Raw genomic sequence first — 19799 nt, 5'->3', positions numbered from 1 at the left:
CATCAGAATAAATTGTGGGGTGTCCTTTCCCTGGACACCACCTATATTGATGTCTTTATGTAGTTGTAGATTCCCAGTGTCAGGTTTGCCTCAACGAATGCCGCCACCACAAGGAAGAGAACCCCTATACCAAGGAGCATGAGGGACTCCTGAAGCTCATCCTGGTTCCTCTCAAAGAAATGAGCCAGCCTTTCCATGAAGGACCCGTACCATGTTTCGGTGAAGAGATCGCTGAAGAAGTGGTAGGTGAAACTTGCAAGCCTGAACCCAGCAGCCCCTGCAATTATGAGTCCCGGGATCTCAAATATTCCATGGGGGGCCGTCAGGATTATGAAGTCCCCCAGTGGGGCCTGTGAAGCAAAGAAGCCTATGAAAAGGCCGTTTATTATAAGGAAGAGCGCTGTGAAAACCCCCAGGAGCAGGCCTCCCCCGTAGATGAGCAGGGCGGCCTGGAGGTTGTGAAAGAATATCGATGCTGTTGATAGTTTCAGTTCACCCTCTGCTATGCTCCTTCTGAATTCGTCCATCATTGGCTTCAGTAGCGGCTCGATGGCCCCTGAGAAAGCGTATCCTGCAAAAAGGGATATGAGGAACAGGAAGGTTGAGGCCAGAAGGAAGGTCTCATTGCTCCTCATAAGGTAAGCCAGTGTCCCCTCATACTTTTCCTTCTTCATTTTACCCCTCAAGCACCCTCCCCGCAGTGGAAAGGGCCTTCTTTCTTTTCCTGGAAAGTTCCTCAAAGAACTTCCTTATGAACTCTGCAGTATTATTTTTGCACTCCCCACACATAAGTGTACCGTTTCTGCAGGATTCATAGATCTCCTCAAGTTCAGGGTCAGAGCCAGACATGTGGTAAAGGAGGGTCTCATAGATTATGCAGTCCTCGGGAACACCCCCAAGTTCTCTCTGCTCCTTAAGGGTCTCCCTTCCACCGGTCTTGGCATTCCTTATCTTCTCCTCAGCCTCCTCTGGGGTATCACTCAGGAATATGGCAGATTTTGGCCTGCTGCTTGACATTTTACCCCCGGTGAGGCCCCCCATGAACCTGTGATAGGTTGATGATGGTAGAATGAAGCCGTACTTCTCCCTGAACCTCCCGGCTATGTCCCTTGTGAGCCTTATGTGGGGGTCCTGGTCCGGGCCCACAGGGACAACGGTGGGCCTGGGGCCGCCCAGCTCCTCAAGCTGGGGGTGGAGTATATCCGCCACCTGTATTATGGGTGCATACATATGGGCCATGCTTGTTGATCCTGTGAAGCCATAGATGGCCCTCAGTTCATTGAAGTTAACCTTTCCTGCCAGGACATAGGCAAGGTCCTCCACCATGAGGTTCTCTGACTGGAGGTAGACGTGTATGTTGTCCTTTGTGAGGTCAAGCCCCAGTGCAATGTAGCCTGCAATGTACTCCTCAATGGCTATCCTCCTTGAGGTCTCAAAGTCGATGCCCCTTGCAGAGTAGGCCTCCATGTCGGCTATTGGTATGAATATCTCGGCACCCACTTTATCGTACCACCTGAGCTGGTCCACGATCATCTTGTGGCCTATGTGCATTCTACCGCTTGGCATCATCCCTGTTACCACTGCAAAGTCACTGCCACTCCTTATGGCCTCAAGTATCCTGCCGTAGTCCCTGTGACCGAAGACTATACCCCTCCTCATGAGCCAGCTGGGTTCAGGTACATCATCGAGGACTTCACTGAATGGCCTTACACCGAATTTTTCAATAAGATCCATGTATTCAAGGTTTGCTGATCCCCACGGGTCTATCAATCATATCACCTGCACTTATGGTCTTATCCAGTCAACAAGGTAGTAGGTTACATCCTCCTCATCGTCCAGGAAGGCCAGGAGGAGCTTCTTGTTCACCCCATGGGCCACCCTGACGTAACTTGAAAAGTCCAGGGCATGGATGGTGTCATTCTCTGATATAACCCTCACAAGGTATGCTGAGTGTGTCCTGCCCGGGGCCCCTCCCCTCTCATACAGTCTGAACTCTGCACCGTACTTGAACCCTGTCTTGACGATGTAACCCCTGTTCCTCAGGTCCCTGTAGACCAGGTACTTGCTGTAGAGGCCCCTTTCAGCCAGGAGTGATATGAATTCCTCCATTGAGACCTCATCGTCGTCCCTCTTAAGTGTGAGTTTACCCCTCTCCATGAGGTGTGCTGCCTCAATCAGTGAAATCTGCAGCCTGTCCTCATAGAGTTTACCGTAGTGGCTCTTGCCGTGCAGCCTCCTTGCATCCGAGTCCGGTTTTATGGTTACAACCTCGTCTCCCAGCTGTCCCTCCATCTATAAACCCCTCTAATTTATGGAATATGCGCAGATAATCTGTTCTGGAGATTAAGGCATGTCTGGAAGGGAATCCATCAGGACAAGGTAATGCCTCTCCTTAAGATCCCACTCCAGAGAAGAACCCTACTCAATAATGGCATGCCTCTCCTTAAGATCCCTCTCCTTCTTTCCAAGGATTGCCATGAACTCTGCTATGAGCCCATCCAGGAAGAGGTGGGTGCTGTCCTCGAAGAGTGTTCCCATTGGTGTGAGGTCATCGTAGTCGCCCCTTAAAACACCGGAGGTGTAGTACTTCCAGGCCTCCTTTGTTTTGCTTGGTATGCATATTACAACGTCGCTGTGCTCTGTCAGCGTTGACTGGGGAGTTGCTGTTACCGCGATGACCGTTGCCCCAACCGACTTTGATGTGGTGGCTGCCAGTGTGACAGTCTTTGTTTCACCTGACCCTGAAATGGCAATCAGGCAATCCTCATCACTTATTGCGGGTGTTGTGACGTCTCCAACAACGTAAACCGTGAACCCGAGGTGCATGAGCCTCATTGCAAAGGCCTTTCCAACAAGCTCTGACCTTCCTGTTCCCACGATGAAAACGGCACGGGCATCCATTATCCTGGTTATCATCTCCTCGAGTTCAGACTCTTCAACCTTTTCAATGGCGTTTATGGCATGTTCAGTTATCTTATGGACAGTGTTTTTGAGTATTTCCATTTTAATCAACTTTATATTATTTCTATCATTCTGGCAGGTTCGTAATCCTTATACCCGCATTCCTAATCCTGTTTTTAATCTTCTATCATTCTGGCAGGTTCGTAATCCTTATACCCGCATTCCTAATCCTGTTTTTGATGTTGAGGTTTATAAGCAGCGGTGTTATCTTCTCAATTACCCTTGCATTTTCAAGACCGCCGCAGTCAATGGCCCTCACACCATCTATCTTCTCTGCGAGTTCAGATGCAAGATCGAGGGCATCCCTGTGGTCGGAGGCAATGAGGCAGTCACAGTCCACGGGTCCTGTTATGTCAAGGAGGGCTGATGCACTTATATTGTTGAATGCCGCCGCTACCCTTGTGCCCTGATCCTCAAGGAACCTTGCAGCCCTCTCGGCAGCTGAGCCATCCCAGAGGTCAATGTACCTAACAGCTGAGCCCCCGAGGCAGCTGTCAATGGGTACAGTGGCATCTATGAGAACCTTGCCCTTAATTGCCTCCTTAACTGAGCCCAGTGTGGCCATCTGCGCCTGCAGTGGAACTGTCAGGATTGCCACCTCAGCCTCCTCAGCGGCCTCAGCATTTGTGGCACCCTTAACCTTGAGGTCATCTCTTCCAGCGATTTCAAGGACCTTCTGAGCTGCACTTACAGCCTTTTCAGCGTCCCTTGAACCTATGATTATTTCTTCTCCTGCTAATGCAAGTCTCAGGGCAAGTCCAAGGCCCTGGTCACCTGTTCCACCAAGAACTGCGATCTTCATAATATCACCATGGTTAACTTTCTCAAACATGATTACTAATCAATAATCTTCCTAAGGAATTCAATACTCCTCTCAACCTCACCTGGTGTTTTAACCTCAACTGTGAGAATACCCCTGTAACCGATCCCCCTTAAACCCTCAATAATGGCCCTGAAATCCAGTGAGCCATCGCCGAGGGCATCGTGGCTGTCAACCTCGCCGTTGTTGTTGGAGAGGTGAACATGTCCCACCCTCGGGGAAACCATCTCCCCCTCACTGTAACCCATGGTTGCTGCGTGGGCGGCGTCCAGTGTCACCTGAATTTCAAGTTCCTCTGCAACCCTCCATAGATCCTCAAGTTCCCTTAGAAGTGGACCCTCAAGGCGGGGCATGTTCTCAGGGTAGATCCCGGCGCCCCTATCCTCTGCATATTCAGATATCACTGAAAGCGATTCAAGGTTCCGCTGAACTATGAGGTCCCTGTGGGGTCTTCCAAGGAAGGGGACACTGCCGGGGTGCACGACAACAACCTCGGAGTCCAGTTCAACTGCAAGGTCAACCGCGGATTTAACCTCAGCTATTGACGCCTCCCTGATCCCCCTGTTGAGGGATGCTATGTTTATGTCCGAGATGGGTGCATGCACCGTGAAATCAAGGCTGAATGATTCAGCCACCTCCACGTCATCCAGGGGGTATTCGTAGATTATCTCACAGCAATCTGCCCCTGCATCCTCAATCCAGGTGAGCATCTCCTCCAGTGAAAGCGGGGAGAGTGCAAGTGTTGAGACACCTATCCTCATCCAGATCACCTAGGCCTCGGGCCGCACCCTTGCCCTCACAGGTATGCTGTGCTTCACTGCCTCCATGATTATATCTGCAAGTTCTATGTCCCTTCTGAGCTTTATGGTGCCCTTCTTACCCACCGTCGCTGTGAAGAGGTACTCGTCCTCAACCAGTATGTCGAATGACACGCCCACGGCATCCCTGCCAAAGTTGAGGACCACGTAGTTTCCTGCAAGTTCCACCGGAACCTCAACGGTCTCCTCAAGTTCCCTCTCCTCAAGTGGCTCAACACCGATACTTATACCGATGTTCTTCTCGATCTCCTCGATGGTCTTTCCCTTCTTGCCTATTACCTGGGGGATGTACTTCTCCTCTATCCAGACCTTTGCCCTTTCATCGGATTCAAGTTCAACCCTGACCCTTGCACCGGGTAGCCTCTTGCGGAACTCCCTCTCGATTTCCCTTTCGGCTATCCTGTGGGCCGAGGGTTTCCGTCCACCGGGGGATGCCTTTGATACATCCATGACTATCGTCTGCTCACCGTAGGTGTAGATCTCATGCATGAGCTCCCCTGACTCAAGGTCCCTTATCTCTATGACCGGCCTTGCAAGGTCGGCCTCCTGCATACCCGTCGGGACCTTGACGGTGAGGGATACGTCATAGACAGCCTTCACCTCTCCGTCCTCAATGAATATGGTTGTGTCAACCACCGAGGGTATCACGCCAAGCTCCACCCTGCCCAGGATCCTCTGTATGGCATCTATTGGCCTTGTGGCATGGACAACCCCAACCATACCCACACCTGCAAGCCTCATATCCGCGAAGATCCTGAAGTCGCGGGTCTTCCTGAGTTCATCATAGATGGTGTAATCGGGCCTTACAAGGAGGAGTATGTCGGCGGTCTTCTGCATATCCCGTTCGATGGGGGCGTACTGGGTTATCTCGTCACCCACCTGGAGGTCCCTGGGGGACTCCATGGTCTTCACGACAGCCCTCATCTCCCTGCTGTAGAACTCTGCCACGGCCTGGGCAAAGGTACTCTTACCCGCCCCTGGCGCCCCTGCTATGAGGACACCCTTGGCGGTGTCCCTCAGCCTATCAATCAGCCTCTCTGAGAGCCTGTAGTCCTCCAGGGAGACCCTGGCAACCGGCCTCACGGCGGTTATCTCGAAGGCCTCTGAGAAGGGCGGCCTCGCTATTGAGATCCTGTACTCCCTGAACTGGACAACGGTGGCGCCCTCCATCTCTATCTCAATGAAGCTTTTGAAGTCACTCTTGGCCCTTTCAACTATCTCACGGGCCATCCTGTTTATATCTGCATGTTTGAGTGGTTTATTGTCTATTTCAACCAGCCTTATTTCCCCTGGCCGCCCCTTCTTGGCCATGGGCACGACGTTCTCCTTGAGGTGCACCGACATGGTGTAATCATCAAAGTACTTGCTTATCTCAAGTTCCTCATATTCCAGGACCTCGGGTTTAATGTAGAAGACGTCAAGTCCCTGGGCCTTCCCGACCTCTGCCTGCACCCTGTCGCTGGTTATGAGGAGCGCATCGTACTCCCTTGCGGTTGCCCTTATCATGGCGTCTATCTCACCGCCCCTTGAGAGTGAAATCTCATCCACTGTGGGGCGGCGCCCTACAAAGATCATTGATATTATGTTCTCCTTGTGGAGCCTCTGTAGGTTCTTCAGCTCCTCAAGGCCATTGAACCCGGTTTCCCTTCCACGGTTGGCCTGGTATTCAAGTTCAGATACAACTGCCTCGGGCACTATCACCTCGCTGCCCCTGAACTCCTCCTCCTGAACTATGCCGGTGATACGCCCATCAACTATAACACTTGTATCTGGAACGATCTTCATCTAACCATCTCCATATATTTCATCAGGATCAAAGACCCTCACGGCGTCCTCCCTGACCCTGAGTTCATCCCCATCAATGCTGCGGTAGAAGCAGGAGCGGTAACCTGTATGGCAGGCGCCTCCTTCCTGTTCCACCTTCAGCACAACTGCGTCGGCGTCACAGTCCACAAGGACGTCCTTAACACGCTGCAGGTGTCCAGAACTCTCACCCTTGAGCCAGAGTTTCCCACGGGACGTGCTCCAGTAGTGGGCCAGCCCTGTCTCCAGTGTCCTCTCGAGGGCCTCACGGTTCATGTAGGCCACCATGAGGACCTCTCCTGTCCTGTGGTCCTGTGCCACTGCAATTATGAGGTCCTCGCCATTGATATTATGTCTGAAATTTAAAATGTTAACATCTCCCTTGATTTATTCTTCTCTTTATATTCAACCAATCAACTGAAACCTGACATTCAACTCATTTATTCTTCTATTTTATCTTCTTCAACATACACAACCTACTGACAGTCAAACCTATTCACAGAGGATCTTCTTCAACCTATCCACGATCTCAGTCCTATCCACAGCCTCCTGTGAAGCGTCCTCCATGTCCCTCAATGTGACCTTACCCTCCTGGAGGTCCCTTTCACCTGTGAGGACCACGAACCTTGCCCCAATGTTATCAGCATATGAAAGTGCCTTTCGGAGTTTTCTCCCCGCCAGATCCATGTCAGCCGCTATACCCACACCTCTAATCTCCTGTGTGATCCTGATCGCCTCGGGGAGTGTTGATTCATGTATGGGTATCACAAAGACGTCAACCATCCTCAGGTCCCCCTCGTCCATTTCAAGGGCATTCATGAGGCGGTCGAAGCCAAATGCGAAGCCCGTTGATTCAACCCTTTCGCCCCCAAAGGTTTCAACAAGGTTGTATGTGCCGCCACCACAGATCTGTCGCTGGGCGCCGAGTCTTGGGACATAAATCTCAAATACTGCGCCGGTGTAGTAGTCGAGTCCCCTTGCGATTCCAAGGTTCACATGGTAGTCCTCAAGACCGAAGTGTTCAAGGGTATCCACAAGTTCAGCGAACTCCTCAAGGGCGCTGAGGGACTCCGGGTAACCCTCAAGGAGCCCCCTGACATCATCAAGTACCTCAGGATCCCCCTGTGTGCCTATGAGGCTCATGAGGAGATCCCTGCTCTCGGGGGATATTTCGACCCCGTCAAGGCAGGATTCAAGTTCATCAACGTCACCCTTATCTATTATACCCATTATCCTGTCCTGAAGTTCATCATCTATGTTCTCCCTGCCAAGGATGCCCCTGAGGATTCCGAGGTGCCCGACGTGGACCTCGAACCCCTCAAGTCCAAGCCTCCTGAGGGACTCGGCTGCGAGGGTTATGACCTCGGCTTCTGCCAGCGGAGACCTTCCCCCTATGAGTTCACAGCCGAACTGCCAGAACTGCCTGAAGCGGCCCGCCTGGGGCCTCTCATATCTGAAGCAGCTCCCGAAGTAGTACATCTTTATCGGTTTGGGTTCACGCTGCATCTCATTCATGTAGAGCCTGGCGACCGGTGCTGTGAGTTCCGGCCTCAGTGCCAGTTCCCGGCCACCCTTATCTGTGAAGTGGTAGATCTGGTTCACCACCTCCTCACCGGATTTCACTGTGAAGAGTTTGAGGTCCTCAAATATGGGTGTTTTGATCTCATGGTAGCCGTAGGTCTCAAATGTCCTTCTGAGTACGTTTTCAACCTCTTTCCTGTTTCTCATCTCAGCGAAAAGAAAATCTCTGGTTCCTCGCGGTCTTGATATATCCATGGCAGTAATTCCTCCAGTAAAAATGATAAAGGGGATGATAGGAGATTCATCATTCATAATATTTAAGGTATTCCTTGAGCATCTTGGGGAAGGATGTGGCATTCAGGAACCTCAGTCCCAGACGCTCTGCCCAGACCCTTATACCGTCATCAGCAGCCACAACACCTGCCCCGAGCTCCTTGGCAAGAAGGAGGACGTCAAGGTCCGGGGCACTGTCAAGGGTCCCCTTCCTGAGGGCTGAACGGTACTTCTTCCTGAGGTCCTTTATGGCCTTCCCGAGCACCTCACCCTCGATTTCAATCTTATTAACGCCACGGGATGCCATGATTATGGACTGTATCCCGGCCTCCCAGAGGAGGGTCTCTGAAATCCGGAGCCCCTTGTTCATCCTCTCCCTTATATCATGGACGTATTCATAGAATATCTGGGAGGGTATCTGGGTGTCGTAGCGGTTGGGTGTCTTCTTGACTATCCATGTCTCGGCCTTCACCAGGGTCTCCTCGGGGCATTCATACCGTGTCATGTAGTCGGTGAATTCCTTGTAGGTTATGGGGGGCATGTGACAGCTTATGTTGAGCTTTATCCTGCTCCTTGCAATGATGTCGAGCATGGTATCCACTGACCTGTTGAGGTCACCGTCACCCAGCATCTCCCGTAGCTGGTTATCTGTAAAGGCCGTTGTATCAAGGACAAATCTCTGCTTGGCAAGCATGTCACACCATCCCTCTCAATATGGGTAACTGATGGAAACAATATTTATCGCTGATGATAAATAAATATTGCAGAGGAAAAGGTGTTAAACTGAGAGATGAGAATAATTCTGAAATGAAGCCAGAAACAGGCCATTAACTGGATGATGGTTGTGATAAACTGATAACAGGCAATACACAGCTCACGGGAATAATAGGTTACCCCCTCACCCACAGCCTCTCACCACAGATGCACAACGCGGCGTTCAAAGCCCTTGGAATGGACTGGGTCTATGTGCCCTTCCCTGTGAAACCATCAGGGCTTGAAGAAGCTGTTCGGGGCCTCGGAGCCCTCAACGTGAGGGGTGTGAACGTCACAATACCCCACAAGGAGTCCGTCCTTGAATACATCGGGGAGGTTGATGAGACAGCCTCACTCATCGGGGCCGTGAACACCCTGAAGTTTGAGGAGGAAACCATAAGGGGATACAATACAGACGCCTCTGGGTGCCTGAGGGCCCTTGAGGAGGTTACATCCGTTGATGGGTCCTCCGTCATCATACTAGGGGCCGGTGGGGCTGCGAGGGCCTGCGCATTCCAGCTTGCAGTGGAGGGGGCCAGTGTAACCATACTCAACAGGACCCCTGAAAGGGCCAGGGCCCTTGCAGAGGATATTAAGGGGGCCCTTGATATCGGGGTGAAACATGGTGGCTATGAACTCATACCCCGCTCTTTGGGGGGGGCCGATATCCTCATAGACACAACACCCGTTGGGATGTACCCCCACATGGACGATGAACCCCTCGTAAAAGCTGAGCTCATGCATGAGGGCCTCGTTGTATACGACCTTGTCTACAACCCCCCGGAGACATGCCTCCTGAGGGAGGCCAGGGCAGCAGGCGCTGTTCCGGTTTCAGGCCTCAGGATGCTCCTCTATCAGGGTGCTGAGGCCTTCAGGATATGGACCGGGAGGGAACCCCCCCTGGATGTAATGGAAAAGGCCCTTCTTGATGCCCTCCATGGGGTGTAACTCCTTCATGTATGTTTCAGCCGGGGGATGGGTAACCATTAACCTCCTCAGAAAGAGGAATATACCACATCATCCAGAAATGTTAACCCCCATCCTGATCCTAACGAAGGAACCTCCTCAGAAAGAGGAATATACCACATCATCCAGAAATGTTAACCCCCATCCTGATCCTATGAAAGATAATTCTTAACCATTACCGGTGATCTTATGAATGGACCTTGGGTAGAGAAGTACAGACCACAGAAACTTGATGATATCGTTGGCCAGGAACACATAATACCACGCCTCAAACGCTACGTTGAAGAGATGAGCATGCCGAACCTCATGTTCACAGGACCTGCAGGTGTTGGTAAAACAACAACGGCCCTCGCCCTTGCAAGGGAGATCCTCGGGGAGTACTGGAGGCAGAACTTCCTGGAGCTGAACGCCTCAGACGCCAGGGGCATAGATACCGTGAGGACCAGCATAAAGAACTTCTGCCGCCTGAAACCTGTGGGGGCGCCCTTCAGGATAATATTCCTCGACGAGGTTGACAACATGACAAAGGACGCCCAGCATGCCCTCAGGAGGGAGATGGAGATGTACACCAAGACCTCCTCATTCATACTCTCCTGTAACTACTCCTCAAAGATCATAGACCCGATACAGTCAAGGTGCGCCATCTTCAGGTTCCTCCCCCTCAAGGGCCGCCACATAATAAGCCGCCTTGAGTACATCGCAGACCAGGAGGGCCTGGAATACGAGCCCCAGGCCCTTGACACCGTGGTCTACTTTGCAGAGGGTGACCTCAGGAAGGCCATAAACATCCTCCAGTCAGCGGCCTCACTGGGTGAGAAGATAACAGAATCCAGCATCTACGAGGTGGTATCAAGGGCCAGGCCAAAGGATGTGAGGAAGATGATAATGACCATCCTGGATGGGAAGTTCATGGAGGCCAGGGACATGCTCAGGGAGATCATGGTCCTCCAGGGTATAAGCGGCGAGGACATGGTCACCCAGATCTACCAGGAACTCTCAAGGCTCGCCATGGATGGATCCATCGAGGGCGAGAGGTACATAAAACTCATAGAGGCTGTTGGAGAGTACGACTTCAGGATAAGGGAGGGCGCCAATCCAAGGATACAGCTTGAAGCCCTCCTCGCAAGGTTCCTGGAACAGTGAGAGGGTAGATCAATGTCATGGACAGAGAAGTACCGGCCCAGGACCTTTGAGGAGGTGGCCGGGAACCAGAAGGCAATAGCCGAGATAAAGAAGTGGATCAGTGGCTGGAAGGCCAGCGAGCCCCAGCCCCCCCTCCTCCTTGTGGGCCCGCCAGGTACAGGGAAGACAACCATAGCACATATAATAGGTAGGGAGTTCTCAGACACCCTTGAACTCAATGCCAGTGACAAGCGCTCACAGGATGCCATAACGAGGACTGCCGGTGAGGCGTCAGCCACCCGCTCCCTCTTCAACCATGACCTCAAACTGATCATCCTCGACGAGGTGGATGGTATACACGGCAACGAGGACCGGGGCGGTGTACAGGCCATAAACAGGATACTCAGGGAGAGCCGCCACCCCATCGTGTTAACCGCCAACGACCCCTACAGCAAGAGGCTTCAGAGCATCAAGCCAAAGTGTAAGGTCATAAACATCAGGAAGGTCCACACATCATCCATAGCCGCGGCCCTGAAACGGATATGCCAGGCAGAGGGTATCGACTGCCCCGACGATGTCCTCAAGGAACTTGCAAAGAGGTCCCATGGGGATCTGCGTTCTGCCATCAATGACCTTGAGGCGGTTGCCAGTGGTGAGGAGCGGGTTGGTGAGGAACTCCTCAGCATGGGTGAGAAGGATTCCACCTCCAATCTCTTCGACGCCGTTAGGGCCGTTCTGAAGAGCCGGGACTTCTCAAAGATCAGGGAGGCCATGAGGGTGGATGATGACCCGACACTTGTACTTGAATTCATTGCAGAGAATGTTCCAAGGGAATATGAAAAGCCCCATGAGATCAGCAGGGCCTATGACATGCTATCACATGCAGATATATTCTTTGGCCGTGCTGTGAGGAGCAGGAACTACACCTACTGGCGCTACGCCTCTGATCTCATGGGTCCCGGTGTCGCCCTCGCCAAGGAGAAGACCTACAGGAAATTCGTCAGGTACACAGGTTCATCCTCATTCAGGTTACTGGGGAGAACACGCAAGCAGAGGAACCTCCGTGACAGTGTTGCAGGTAAGATGGCTGAGAGGATGCACATATCACCCAAGGTTGCAATTTCAATGTTCCCCTATCTGGAGATAATATTCGAGAACGATGAGATGGCCTATGAGATGAAGGAATTCCTTGAACTCACAGACGAAGAGGTTAAACTGTTCAGGAAAAGGAAGATAAAGGCTCCCAAAGCTAAGAAGACACGTAAAAAATCTGATAAGACCGGACCACTTTACACCCAGAAGAAGAAGTCCCGGAGCGCAGATATGGGCAGTAAGTCAACTGAAGGTAAAACCGGTAAATCCGGTGATGATAAATCCCCTGGATCAGATTCCGGTGATGATAAGCCCCGTGAGAAGCAGACTTCACTCTTCCAGTTCTCAGGGTGATCATTGAATTCATTCACTCCTTATTTTTCCCTGTAATCCCCCAAGGAACCTCTTTTCTCAAGCATGAACGCAGCTGCAATCTATAAGTAAAAATCAGCCATTTTCCCCTATGAACTCAAGGGACTTCCGCATCTTATCCCTGAACTGGGGTACATTCTCATTGAAGAACTCCATGAACTCCGCCACGATTGGGTTGCTGGTGATGGTGATTTCAGTGCCAAGCCATGACTCAATCCAGGCTGCAGGTACAGTTGAGAGGGGGTATATGACCGTGGATGTTGACCTGTGATGGTACCTTATAGGTTCACCCATCACCATATCCTCAAGTGCCGCTGCAATGGAGTGATCCAGTGTGGCTGGAAGTGCAGTGACCTCCCCCTCACCGATTCTTATACCGTACTTTCTTGTGTAGGGCTCAAGGATCACATGGAGCACATGGGCCATCTCACCCTCAGCCTGGATCCTAACACCCACCCTGGGCCTCAGGGTTGATGCCAGGACCCTGGATGCCCTTGAGCATATCCTCTGAAAGACCCCTGACCTCACAACCCTGATCTCAGGGTACCTTGAGCTGAACTCCTCCTCCCTCCTCCTTGAGAACCTTGAGAAACGGAGGTTGTTTATGAGGACCTCACTGTCTGTTACACTCACAAACCTTGTATCCACTCCCAGCTCAGATAGGGCTCTGAGTATCTCCATTTTACCGGGCAAGTTACCATCCTCTTGATTGATAGAACAGAAAGGAACTTAATCGCATGGGTATATAAATCTGTGGGTGGAGTAATAAATATATGGAGGTGCTCTCATGTTCGGACTCTTTGGAAGGAGGAGGGATGAAAGGGAAGTCATTGAACTTGAACCCGATGGGCCGGTGGACTGCATCGCAGATTTCACCTACAACTTCCACTGGCAGCACAGGGGTGAGAAGCTTGACCCTGAGGACAGGATCCCGGGCACATCCTGCACCTTCAGGGATGTTGTTGAACACCTCAAGGGTGGAGGTGAGGTGGTTGTGAGGGGGGATGCCGGCCACAGGCTCGCATCAAGCATGGGGGCGGACCTTGCATACTTCGGGGGGACCGGCGGCGCCCTGGATACAGGTGTCCTGACCGTTGAGGGGGACGTGGACACCCGTATGGGTATCAGCATGGTCTCAGGTACAATTTACGTTAAGGGGAAGGTTAAGGACCCTGTGGGGAACGTGGTTGAGGTTAAATCTGATAGGAGGGGGTATAAGAAGTTCCTATCAGTAACTGACATCCTCAAATCGGGCCTCAGGGGTGAAAAACCCGTTAATTTTACATTCACCCCCGGCAGGATGGTCATAGATGATGGTCACGTCAGGGATACCCTCTGCGCCAGGCTTGATGTTGACGCCGAGGTGATCCACAAGGGGGACGTGGACCTATCAACCGGGATACTCATGAGGCGCGGGACGGTCCGGGTGAATGGTAACGCCGGTAAAAATACAGGGGCGCTCCTCAGTGGTGGCACGGTTATCATAGATGGTGACTGTGACGACTTCTCCGGCATAGATATGAGGGACGGTTACCTCATAGTGAACGGGAATGCAGGTAAATTGATGGGGGCCCAGCGGAAGGGTGGAGTGATACTTGCAAGGGACGGAAAACCTGTCCCCCCAACTTCAGAGCACGAATTAAAGGATGAGGACAAGGAAATCCTGCTGGGGCTGGGTTTCAGGCCACAGTTATTCCGTAGGTTTTCATAGAATAACAAGCCCCAAAAATTATATAGTCAATGAGAGAAAGGGTCAGCATGCTTGATATAACCATGACCCTTACAGACTCTGTGATCAGATTCATAGAGGAAAGCGGGTATCCCGGTATAGTTTTTCTCATGGCCCTTGAAAGTGCCTGTATTCCAGTTCCAAGTGAGGTTATAATGCCCTTCAGCGGATACATAGCATGGCAGCAGAATCTGACCCTCACTGGCGTTGTAATTGCGGGTGCGCTGGGTAACCTTCTGGGTTCTCTTCTCGCCTATATTATGGGTTTCAAGGGAGGGCGTCCCTTACTCGAGAGGTATGGCCCCTACATCATGATAACAGATAGTAAACTCAGGATGGCCGATGAATGGTTTGAAAGGTACGGGCACGAGGCCGTCCTCATCTCGAGGATGCTGCCGGTTATCAGGACCTTCATATCCCTCCCTGCAGGTATAGCCCGGATGGATCTGAAGAAATTCGTTATCTACACATTCGCCGGCTCCCTGCCATGGTGCCTCATCCTTGCATATTCCGGTTATCTTCTCGGTCCTCGCTGGACCTCCCTGGAGCCAGTGTTCCATGCACTGGATTACGCCATACTCATCGCCATCCCCCTGATCCTCCTCTACATTTACAGAAAGATAAGATGAAGTCTAAGGACCTGATGGGAATAGGGAATTCCTGTTATAATCTTAATTCTGGAAGTCCTGGATCCATGGAAAGGTATTAGGCCTAGTGGAATTATGAAAAAGCCATTAGCAGAGTTAAACAGAGAAAAACCCAATTATCGTCACACGTTAAAAAAATAAAGGGGAATGAAATTATTTTCTGAGGGGTCCAAAGTAGTAGCCAACTCCAAGAAGGCAGAAGATTCCAACTATGCCAAGAACAGCGTAGAGCTGTGTGCTGCCTGATTTTTCCTCTGCCTGTGGGGTTGAGATCTCATAGGCACTTCCAGGTTTCTGTTCTGATGCTCCTGCAACCCCGGGGGATGATGCGCCTGACTCTGAGGCGGAGGACTGTGCCAGAACCCCTGCATGGGTTCCTGGAGATCTTCCTCCCCTTCCAGTTGTTCCATGGGATCCTGTGGTGGTTCCATGATCTGAACCCTGGTTGTCTCCCTGGTCTGTGTCTGTGGAGGTACCCTCACCCAGCATCTCGGATATTGCTGCAAGTTCAGCCCCTGAGAGGGATACAAGTCCCCTGGTATGGGCCTGCCTCACATAGCGTGCTATCATCTGGATGGCTGATGCATCAAGCTGTGACCTCACAGCGCTGTCAAAGAGGAATGTGTCGGCAATCCTCCTCCAGACATCGGCTGATGCCACGTCCACGAGGGCATCACTCATGAAGAGATCCCTCACCTGCAGTGCTATTGATGCGCTGCCGGATGGTCCCTCACGCAGCTTGCCCTGGATCCATGTGGGGTTGAGGAGCGTCACTGCAAGGTCATCGTAGGCTGACTCCTGGAGGGTCCTTATGATGGGTGTTCCGTAGGCTGTTTTTGCAATGTAGCTGTTTATGTTCCTCCCTGTGAGGTAGTTCACCATGAAGTTCACGGTGACCGAGACCCTGTAGAGGCAGGTTCCCTCGCCGGGTGCCCTGTAGGGCATTATCACCATGCTGGCGTCAACTGTACGAAGGAGCGACTCCAGGAGTTTCGGGCTCTGGAGGCCGTTGAGGTCCCTTCCATAGGCATACGAGTAGTAGCTGAGGTAGGTCTCTGCAAGCTCTTCGGCTGTCCAGTCATCCCGTGACCAGAGTATCCTGTCGACACCCGCACCATGGGGGTCTGCACCCGGTGGCAGCCCAAAGATCCTGGTCCTTGCAAGCCTGTCCGCCATTGCATCGGCCGCTGAACTGTTCATCCCTGAGGCCACCAGTTCACTGTAGATGCCTGATCTGAGGGTAATGTAGTGTTTTCGCACATAGTTCATCTCAGCTGACTCGTTGAGGTTAACTATCCTCTTAATCGTGTTGTCTATGACGTCCATTGCCCCGGGAATTGCCCCGCGGAAGTTGTGGAAGTCGCTTATCACAACGTCGATCCTTGGCCTTCCAAGTTCACTGAGTGGGATGATCTCTGTCCCGATGAGTGCTCCGCTCTCATAGACCGGTTTAACACCCAGGAAGTAGAATATGGCTGCGATGCTCTGGCCGCCGGTTGATATAACGTCACCTATATCCACGGCAACGGTTTCAGGGTACCTTCCGCCGTTCGCCTCCCTGTGGCGTTTAAGCATCTCCTCTGCAGCCCTTGATCCCATCACCACAGCGGCAGGGTCAGGGATGGATGATGGGTCAAAGGTGTACATGTTCCGGCCTGTTGGAAGCGCTGCAAGGTTGATTATGGGGCTTCTCGCTGGAGCTGGCTGTATGAATTCCCCGTTGAGGGCCCTGAGGAGTGAGGCCATCTCGTTGCTGGCACTCATGATGAGCAGATTTCTTATCTCATCCCTCCTTGCCGTCCTGTTTGCAGGGTCAAAGGATATGATTGCATCCAGGAACCTCTCAAGGGTTTCACTGTCAGGGAGCTCCCCGAAGGTGTGGAGCCCATAGGGCATGAGGATCTCTGTGAGCTCATGTAGGTAATCCTCAAGTCTCAGTCTGAGGACACTGAAGGGGGTTGAGTTACTCACGTTGAGCCTCACGTCAACGCCCGCCCTCTTCACACCATCCCTTATGAGGGATTCCAGGACGTTCATCCTGTCCCTATCCCCTGATGCCTCTGCAGTGCTGTAGGATCCCAGAAGGTCTGCAAGTTCCTGGTATACGCCGTAGAGTTCCGTCCTCATAACCGGTGGTATGAGGTATGAGATGGTAACGGCGTATGCCCTCCTCTTGGCCGGGTTTATAACAGCCTCAAGGGGGTCCTCCATCTTGAGGAGGTGTATGTTGGGGATGGATCCTATGAGGGTGTTTGGCCAGTCATCCTCTGTCATGGCATTCACATGGCCCGGAAGCAATTCCAGTGTGCCATGCTGTCCTATGTGTACCACTGCATCGGCCCTGAATCCATTCTGAAGCCAGAGGTAGAAGGCTATGAACTGGTGTGTAGGTGGTAGCGTGCCGTTGTTGAGTGTGCCGTTCCACTTCCAGACCGGCTGCGGACCCATAAACATGTTGCCGAGCATGAAGCCGGGGATCACAATGCTGCCGTTGTAGACCATGATGTTACCTGGAGCCTGACCCCACATTGCCTCAACCTGGCGCCTGAGGGTTACCGGGAGCTTTGAATACCACCTGAGGTAATCTGAAACAGGTACTGTGATGCATCCAGCCTCAACCAGTTTCCGGAGTTCTGACTGTGTCATGTTCCTGGGGTTTCTTCCAGCCCTGTTTATGAGTTCATAGATGTACTCGGGGGTCAGATTTCCGTTTCCTGTGGTGTAACCTGCTGCCCTCATTGCAAGTAGTATGTTGCTCAGACTGCCGTAGAGGTTGAGGCCATTGGTTGCCGGCATCCCCTCATCATGGGTGCTGTCAAAGTAGACTATGGCCACCCTCTTGTCACTGTTCACCTTCTTCCTGAGATTCACCCAGGCAAGTGTTCGCTCCACCAGCTGGTTTACCCCTGGCTCATAGGCCACGTATTCCTTGAGTGTGACCCCGGTTACCGGGTCCGGGTCCGATACCCTGTTACCACCTATAAGTATGGGTTCTATTCGCCCCTGCATCTCAAACATGGCGAGCCAGTAGTACTCCAGACCCCTGAGGCCCTGCTGTCTGCTGCTGTTTATGTAATCATCCAGGGAGGTCTGCAGGAACACCGGGAGTGGACCCTGAACAGGCACGTTGAGGTCAGTGAAGAAGGTTATGGTCTGGTTGTCTGGCCAGTAACCGAACTGTACACAGGCAACGAGGGCGTCAATCACTGAACTGTTGTTGACCATGAAGAAGCGCCTTGAGGCCCCTATGGGGTCTGAACAGTAGAAGTAGGGCATCACGTTGAGTCCCTTTGCCTCGAGTTTCTGTATGAGGGTCTCATAGACGTCCATGTTACCCGAGAGGTAGTAACGGTTCAGTATGGCAACCCCCACCCATGGGGCCCCGGGCCTGTAGAGGGTGGTGTTCATGTACCATTCTGTGTAGGATTCCCTGTCTGTGTAAACACGTGGTGCCAGTGGATGGTAGAGGAAGTCCTGCATTCCAGGTACCAGTTTTGTGTCGTTGACCGTCAGATTCACGGCCCCGCTGAGCCTCAGGACCTCCAGGAGCGTCCTCTTTATGTTCTCCCGTGAGAGTGCAGGTGCTGCGACCGGACCATAGGCTGGGAGGTTGGTCACATTAACACCTGTGACGTTGGGTTTTACAGGGCCCAGGACGAATATTCGTGCTCCAGGTTTCATGCTGGCTGCGAGGGCCTGGAAGTCGACTGCTGCATCGAATTCTGTCCCATAGCTCATCCCGGTCACAGGGTAGCCGGGTCTTGTGAAGAGGAAGAATATATCCGCATTCTTCACGTCATTTTTGAACTGGCTGGATGCCGTTGAGTTGAGGTTGAAGGTGTCCATGGTGTATATCTTCAGGGTGAAGTTGTATCCGCTGGGAAGGAGGTCATTGCGGTAGGCGTCATTCATTATGGGGTCGACGGTTCCCACCACGCATCCTGTGAGGAGCACCACCATGTTTGTATCCTTCAGCATCTTTGACTCTGTTGTGTTGGTATCGTTGTCTGCTGCTGCTACTGATGGAACTGAAACAATGAGCAGAATAAGTGCTATCAGTAGAAACTTCTTCATTTTTTCACCTCCTTTACGATTTTAATAATTTACTGATTCAATATCGTAAAGAGATTTGATGAAATTCTATTTAAATCTTAATTAAAAGATTTTAAGTATGAATGATTTAAAAAAGGCGGGTGTTAAAAGTAATACTCAATTCATTTTTTAAATGAAAGATGATTTCCTGTCTGGCACTCCAATAAAGGATTCATCCGAGATTATCTTCTCATAAATACCCATCCGACCCAAAAAAATCAAAAAAGACTCATCCAAGGACTATCTTCTCAAAATACCCATCCAACCTAAAAAATCAAAAAAGATTCAATCAAGGATTATCTTCTCAAAATACTCATCATATGCCAGGTGAAAGTGCGGGAGCTTCATGCGGAGTTCATCCTCAAGTTCAAGTATCCTCTTAAACTCCTCCCTGTCTGCAAAGGCTATGAGATTCCTCTCCCATGCCTCCCTGCATCTGAGGCTGCATGGTATGAAACCTGATGGGAGCACAAGGGCGCATTTATCCGGGGGAACCTCAAGTTCATCCACCTCTGCAAGGTGATCCTCATCAATCGCATACCTGGTGTTCTCAGAGAAGCTCTGTATGCAGCACTCAGGGTAGCCAAGGAGTCTCCCTATGTTCTCATCATCACCCCTGTACACACCAAGTTCCGTGGATATCATGGGATCCAGGGCAGGCCTCACAGGCGGATTATACCTGGAGGTTATCTCAATCTGCATCTGGAGTCTCGACATGAGCTGGTTGAACTGAAAGTCATCCATACGGCAGACAACCTTCAGGCAGTCCCTGCATCCATCTTCCCTTATCCTCAGTATTCTCTCATAGATCCTCTCCAGCATGAAAACCA

Annotated in this window: 18 protein-coding genes; 5 read left to right on the top strand and 13 right to left on the bottom strand. The window is 51.7% G+C overall.

Annotated features, from left to right (window positions below; genetic code table 11):
* Window positions 1-41: 41 nt before the first annotated feature.
* From MTCT_RS01080 to MTCT_RS01035, 10 genes are all read right to left on the bottom strand, one after another.
* Window positions 42-686 (bottom strand): stage II sporulation protein M, encoded by a 645-nt coding sequence (locus tag MTCT_RS01080; protein ID WP_231855312.1) that lies wholly within the window; start codon window positions 684-686, stop codon window positions 42-44.
* Window positions 676-1770, bottom strand: coding sequence for a tryptophan--tRNA ligase (locus tag MTCT_RS01075; RefSeq protein ID WP_048175181.1), 1095 nt, complete (start codon window positions 1768-1770; stop codon window positions 676-678). Before MTCT_RS01075 ends, MTCT_RS01080 begins: the two co-directional genes overlap by 11 nt.
* Window positions 1771-1785: 15 nt before the next feature.
* Window positions 1786-2292: a tRNA-intron lyase gene (gene endA / locus MTCT_RS01070; protein WP_048175180.1), complete on the bottom strand. Its 507-nt coding sequence runs from the start codon at window positions 2290-2292 to the stop codon at window positions 1786-1788.
* Between the two features lie 126 nt (window positions 2293-2418).
* Entirely contained in the window at window positions 2419-3003 is a 585-nt protein-coding gene (gene hxlB / locus MTCT_RS01065; RefSeq protein WP_048175179.1) for a 6-phospho-3-hexuloisomerase, read from the bottom strand.
* 85 nt (window positions 3004-3088) lie between these two features.
* A complete protein-coding gene (gene npdG, locus MTCT_RS01060) occupies window positions 3089-3763 on the bottom strand; it encodes an NADPH-dependent F420 reductase (protein ID WP_048175178.1) in 675 nt (224 codons plus the stop codon).
* A 35-nt stretch (window positions 3764-3798) separates the two neighbouring features.
* Complete coding sequence (locus tag MTCT_RS01055) at window positions 3799-4542, bottom strand: sugar phosphate isomerase/epimerase (RefSeq protein WP_048175177.1); 744 nt, start codon at window positions 4540-4542, stop codon at window positions 3799-3801.
* 9 nt (window positions 4543-4551) lie between these two features.
* Window positions 4552-6384 (bottom strand): PINc/VapC family ATPase, encoded by a 1833-nt coding sequence (locus MTCT_RS01050; protein ID WP_048175176.1) that lies wholly within the window; start codon window positions 6382-6384, stop codon window positions 4552-4554.
* Complete coding sequence (hisI, locus tag MTCT_RS01045) at window positions 6385-6789, bottom strand: phosphoribosyl-AMP cyclohydrolase (RefSeq protein ID WP_048175174.1); 405 nt, start codon at window positions 6787-6789, stop codon at window positions 6385-6387.
* Window positions 6790-6894: 105 nt separating this feature from the next.
* The gene (gene hisS, locus MTCT_RS01040; RefSeq protein ID WP_048175171.1) at window positions 6895-8178 is read right to left on the bottom strand and encodes a histidine--tRNA ligase; all 1284 of its coding nucleotides are present in this window, start codon (window positions 8176-8178) and stop codon (window positions 6895-6897) included.
* A 49-nt stretch (window positions 8179-8227) separates the two neighbouring features.
* Entirely contained in the window at window positions 8228-8890 is a 663-nt protein-coding gene (locus tag MTCT_RS01035; RefSeq protein ID WP_048175168.1) for an RNA ligase partner protein, read from the bottom strand.
* Window positions 8891-9048: 158 nt separating this feature from the next.
* Between MTCT_RS01035 and MTCT_RS01030 the strand changes: the two genes are divergently transcribed.
* From MTCT_RS01030 to MTCT_RS01020, 3 genes are all read left to right on the top strand, one after another.
* The gene (locus MTCT_RS01030; RefSeq protein WP_048175165.1) at window positions 9049-9897 is read left to right on the top strand and encodes a shikimate dehydrogenase; all 849 of its coding nucleotides are present in this window, start codon (window positions 9049-9051) and stop codon (window positions 9895-9897) included.
* Window positions 9898-10104: 207 nt separating this feature from the next.
* Window positions 10105-11058 (top strand): replication factor C small subunit, encoded by a 954-nt coding sequence (locus MTCT_RS01025; RefSeq protein WP_048175163.1) that lies wholly within the window; start codon window positions 10105-10107, stop codon window positions 11056-11058.
* Between the two features lie 12 nt (window positions 11059-11070).
* Window positions 11071-12483, top strand: a complete 1413-nt coding sequence (locus MTCT_RS01020) for a replication factor C large subunit (RefSeq protein ID WP_048175160.1) — start codon at window positions 11071-11073, stop codon at window positions 12481-12483.
* 93 nt (window positions 12484-12576) lie between these two features.
* Here MTCT_RS01020 and MTCT_RS01015 read toward each other — a convergent pair whose 3' ends face one another.
* Complete coding sequence (locus MTCT_RS01015; RefSeq protein ID WP_231855311.1) at window positions 12577-13182, bottom strand: hypothetical protein; 606 nt, start codon at window positions 13180-13182, stop codon at window positions 12577-12579.
* A gap of 106 nt (window positions 13183-13288) precedes the next feature.
* Here MTCT_RS01015 and MTCT_RS01010 point away from each other — a divergent pair, with 106 nt between their 5' ends.
* Window positions 13289-14212 carry a hypothetical protein gene (locus MTCT_RS01010; protein WP_048175153.1) on the top strand — a complete coding sequence of 308 codons (924 nt, stop codon included), beginning with the start codon at window positions 13289-13291 and terminating at the stop codon, window positions 14210-14212.
* A 47-nt stretch (window positions 14213-14259) separates the two neighbouring features.
* Window positions 14260-14859: a DedA family protein gene (locus MTCT_RS01005; protein ID WP_048175151.1), complete on the top strand. Its 600-nt coding sequence runs from the start codon at window positions 14260-14262 to the stop codon at window positions 14857-14859.
* Between the two features lie 171 nt (window positions 14860-15030).
* On the opposite strand, the gene MTCT_RS01000 is transcribed toward MTCT_RS01005, so the two are convergent.
* The gene (locus MTCT_RS01000; RefSeq protein WP_048175148.1) at window positions 15031-18951 is read right to left on the bottom strand and encodes a cobaltochelatase subunit CobN; all 3921 of its coding nucleotides are present in this window, start codon (window positions 18949-18951) and stop codon (window positions 15031-15033) included.
* Between the two features lie 303 nt (window positions 18952-19254).
* Window positions 19255-19791: a DUF483 domain-containing protein gene (locus MTCT_RS00995; RefSeq protein ID WP_048176476.1), complete on the bottom strand. Its 537-nt coding sequence runs from the start codon at window positions 19789-19791 to the stop codon at window positions 19255-19257.
* Window positions 19792-19799: the final 8 nt, after the last annotated feature.

Origin of the sequence: Methanothermobacter sp. CaT2 (assembly GCF_000828575.1) — an archaeon.
Lineage (GTDB): Archaea > Methanobacteriota > Methanobacteria > Methanobacteriales > Methanothermobacteraceae > Methanothermobacter.
The sequence above is the reverse complement of the archived record's forward strand: the minus strand, read 5'-3'. Positions and strand labels throughout refer to the sequence as shown.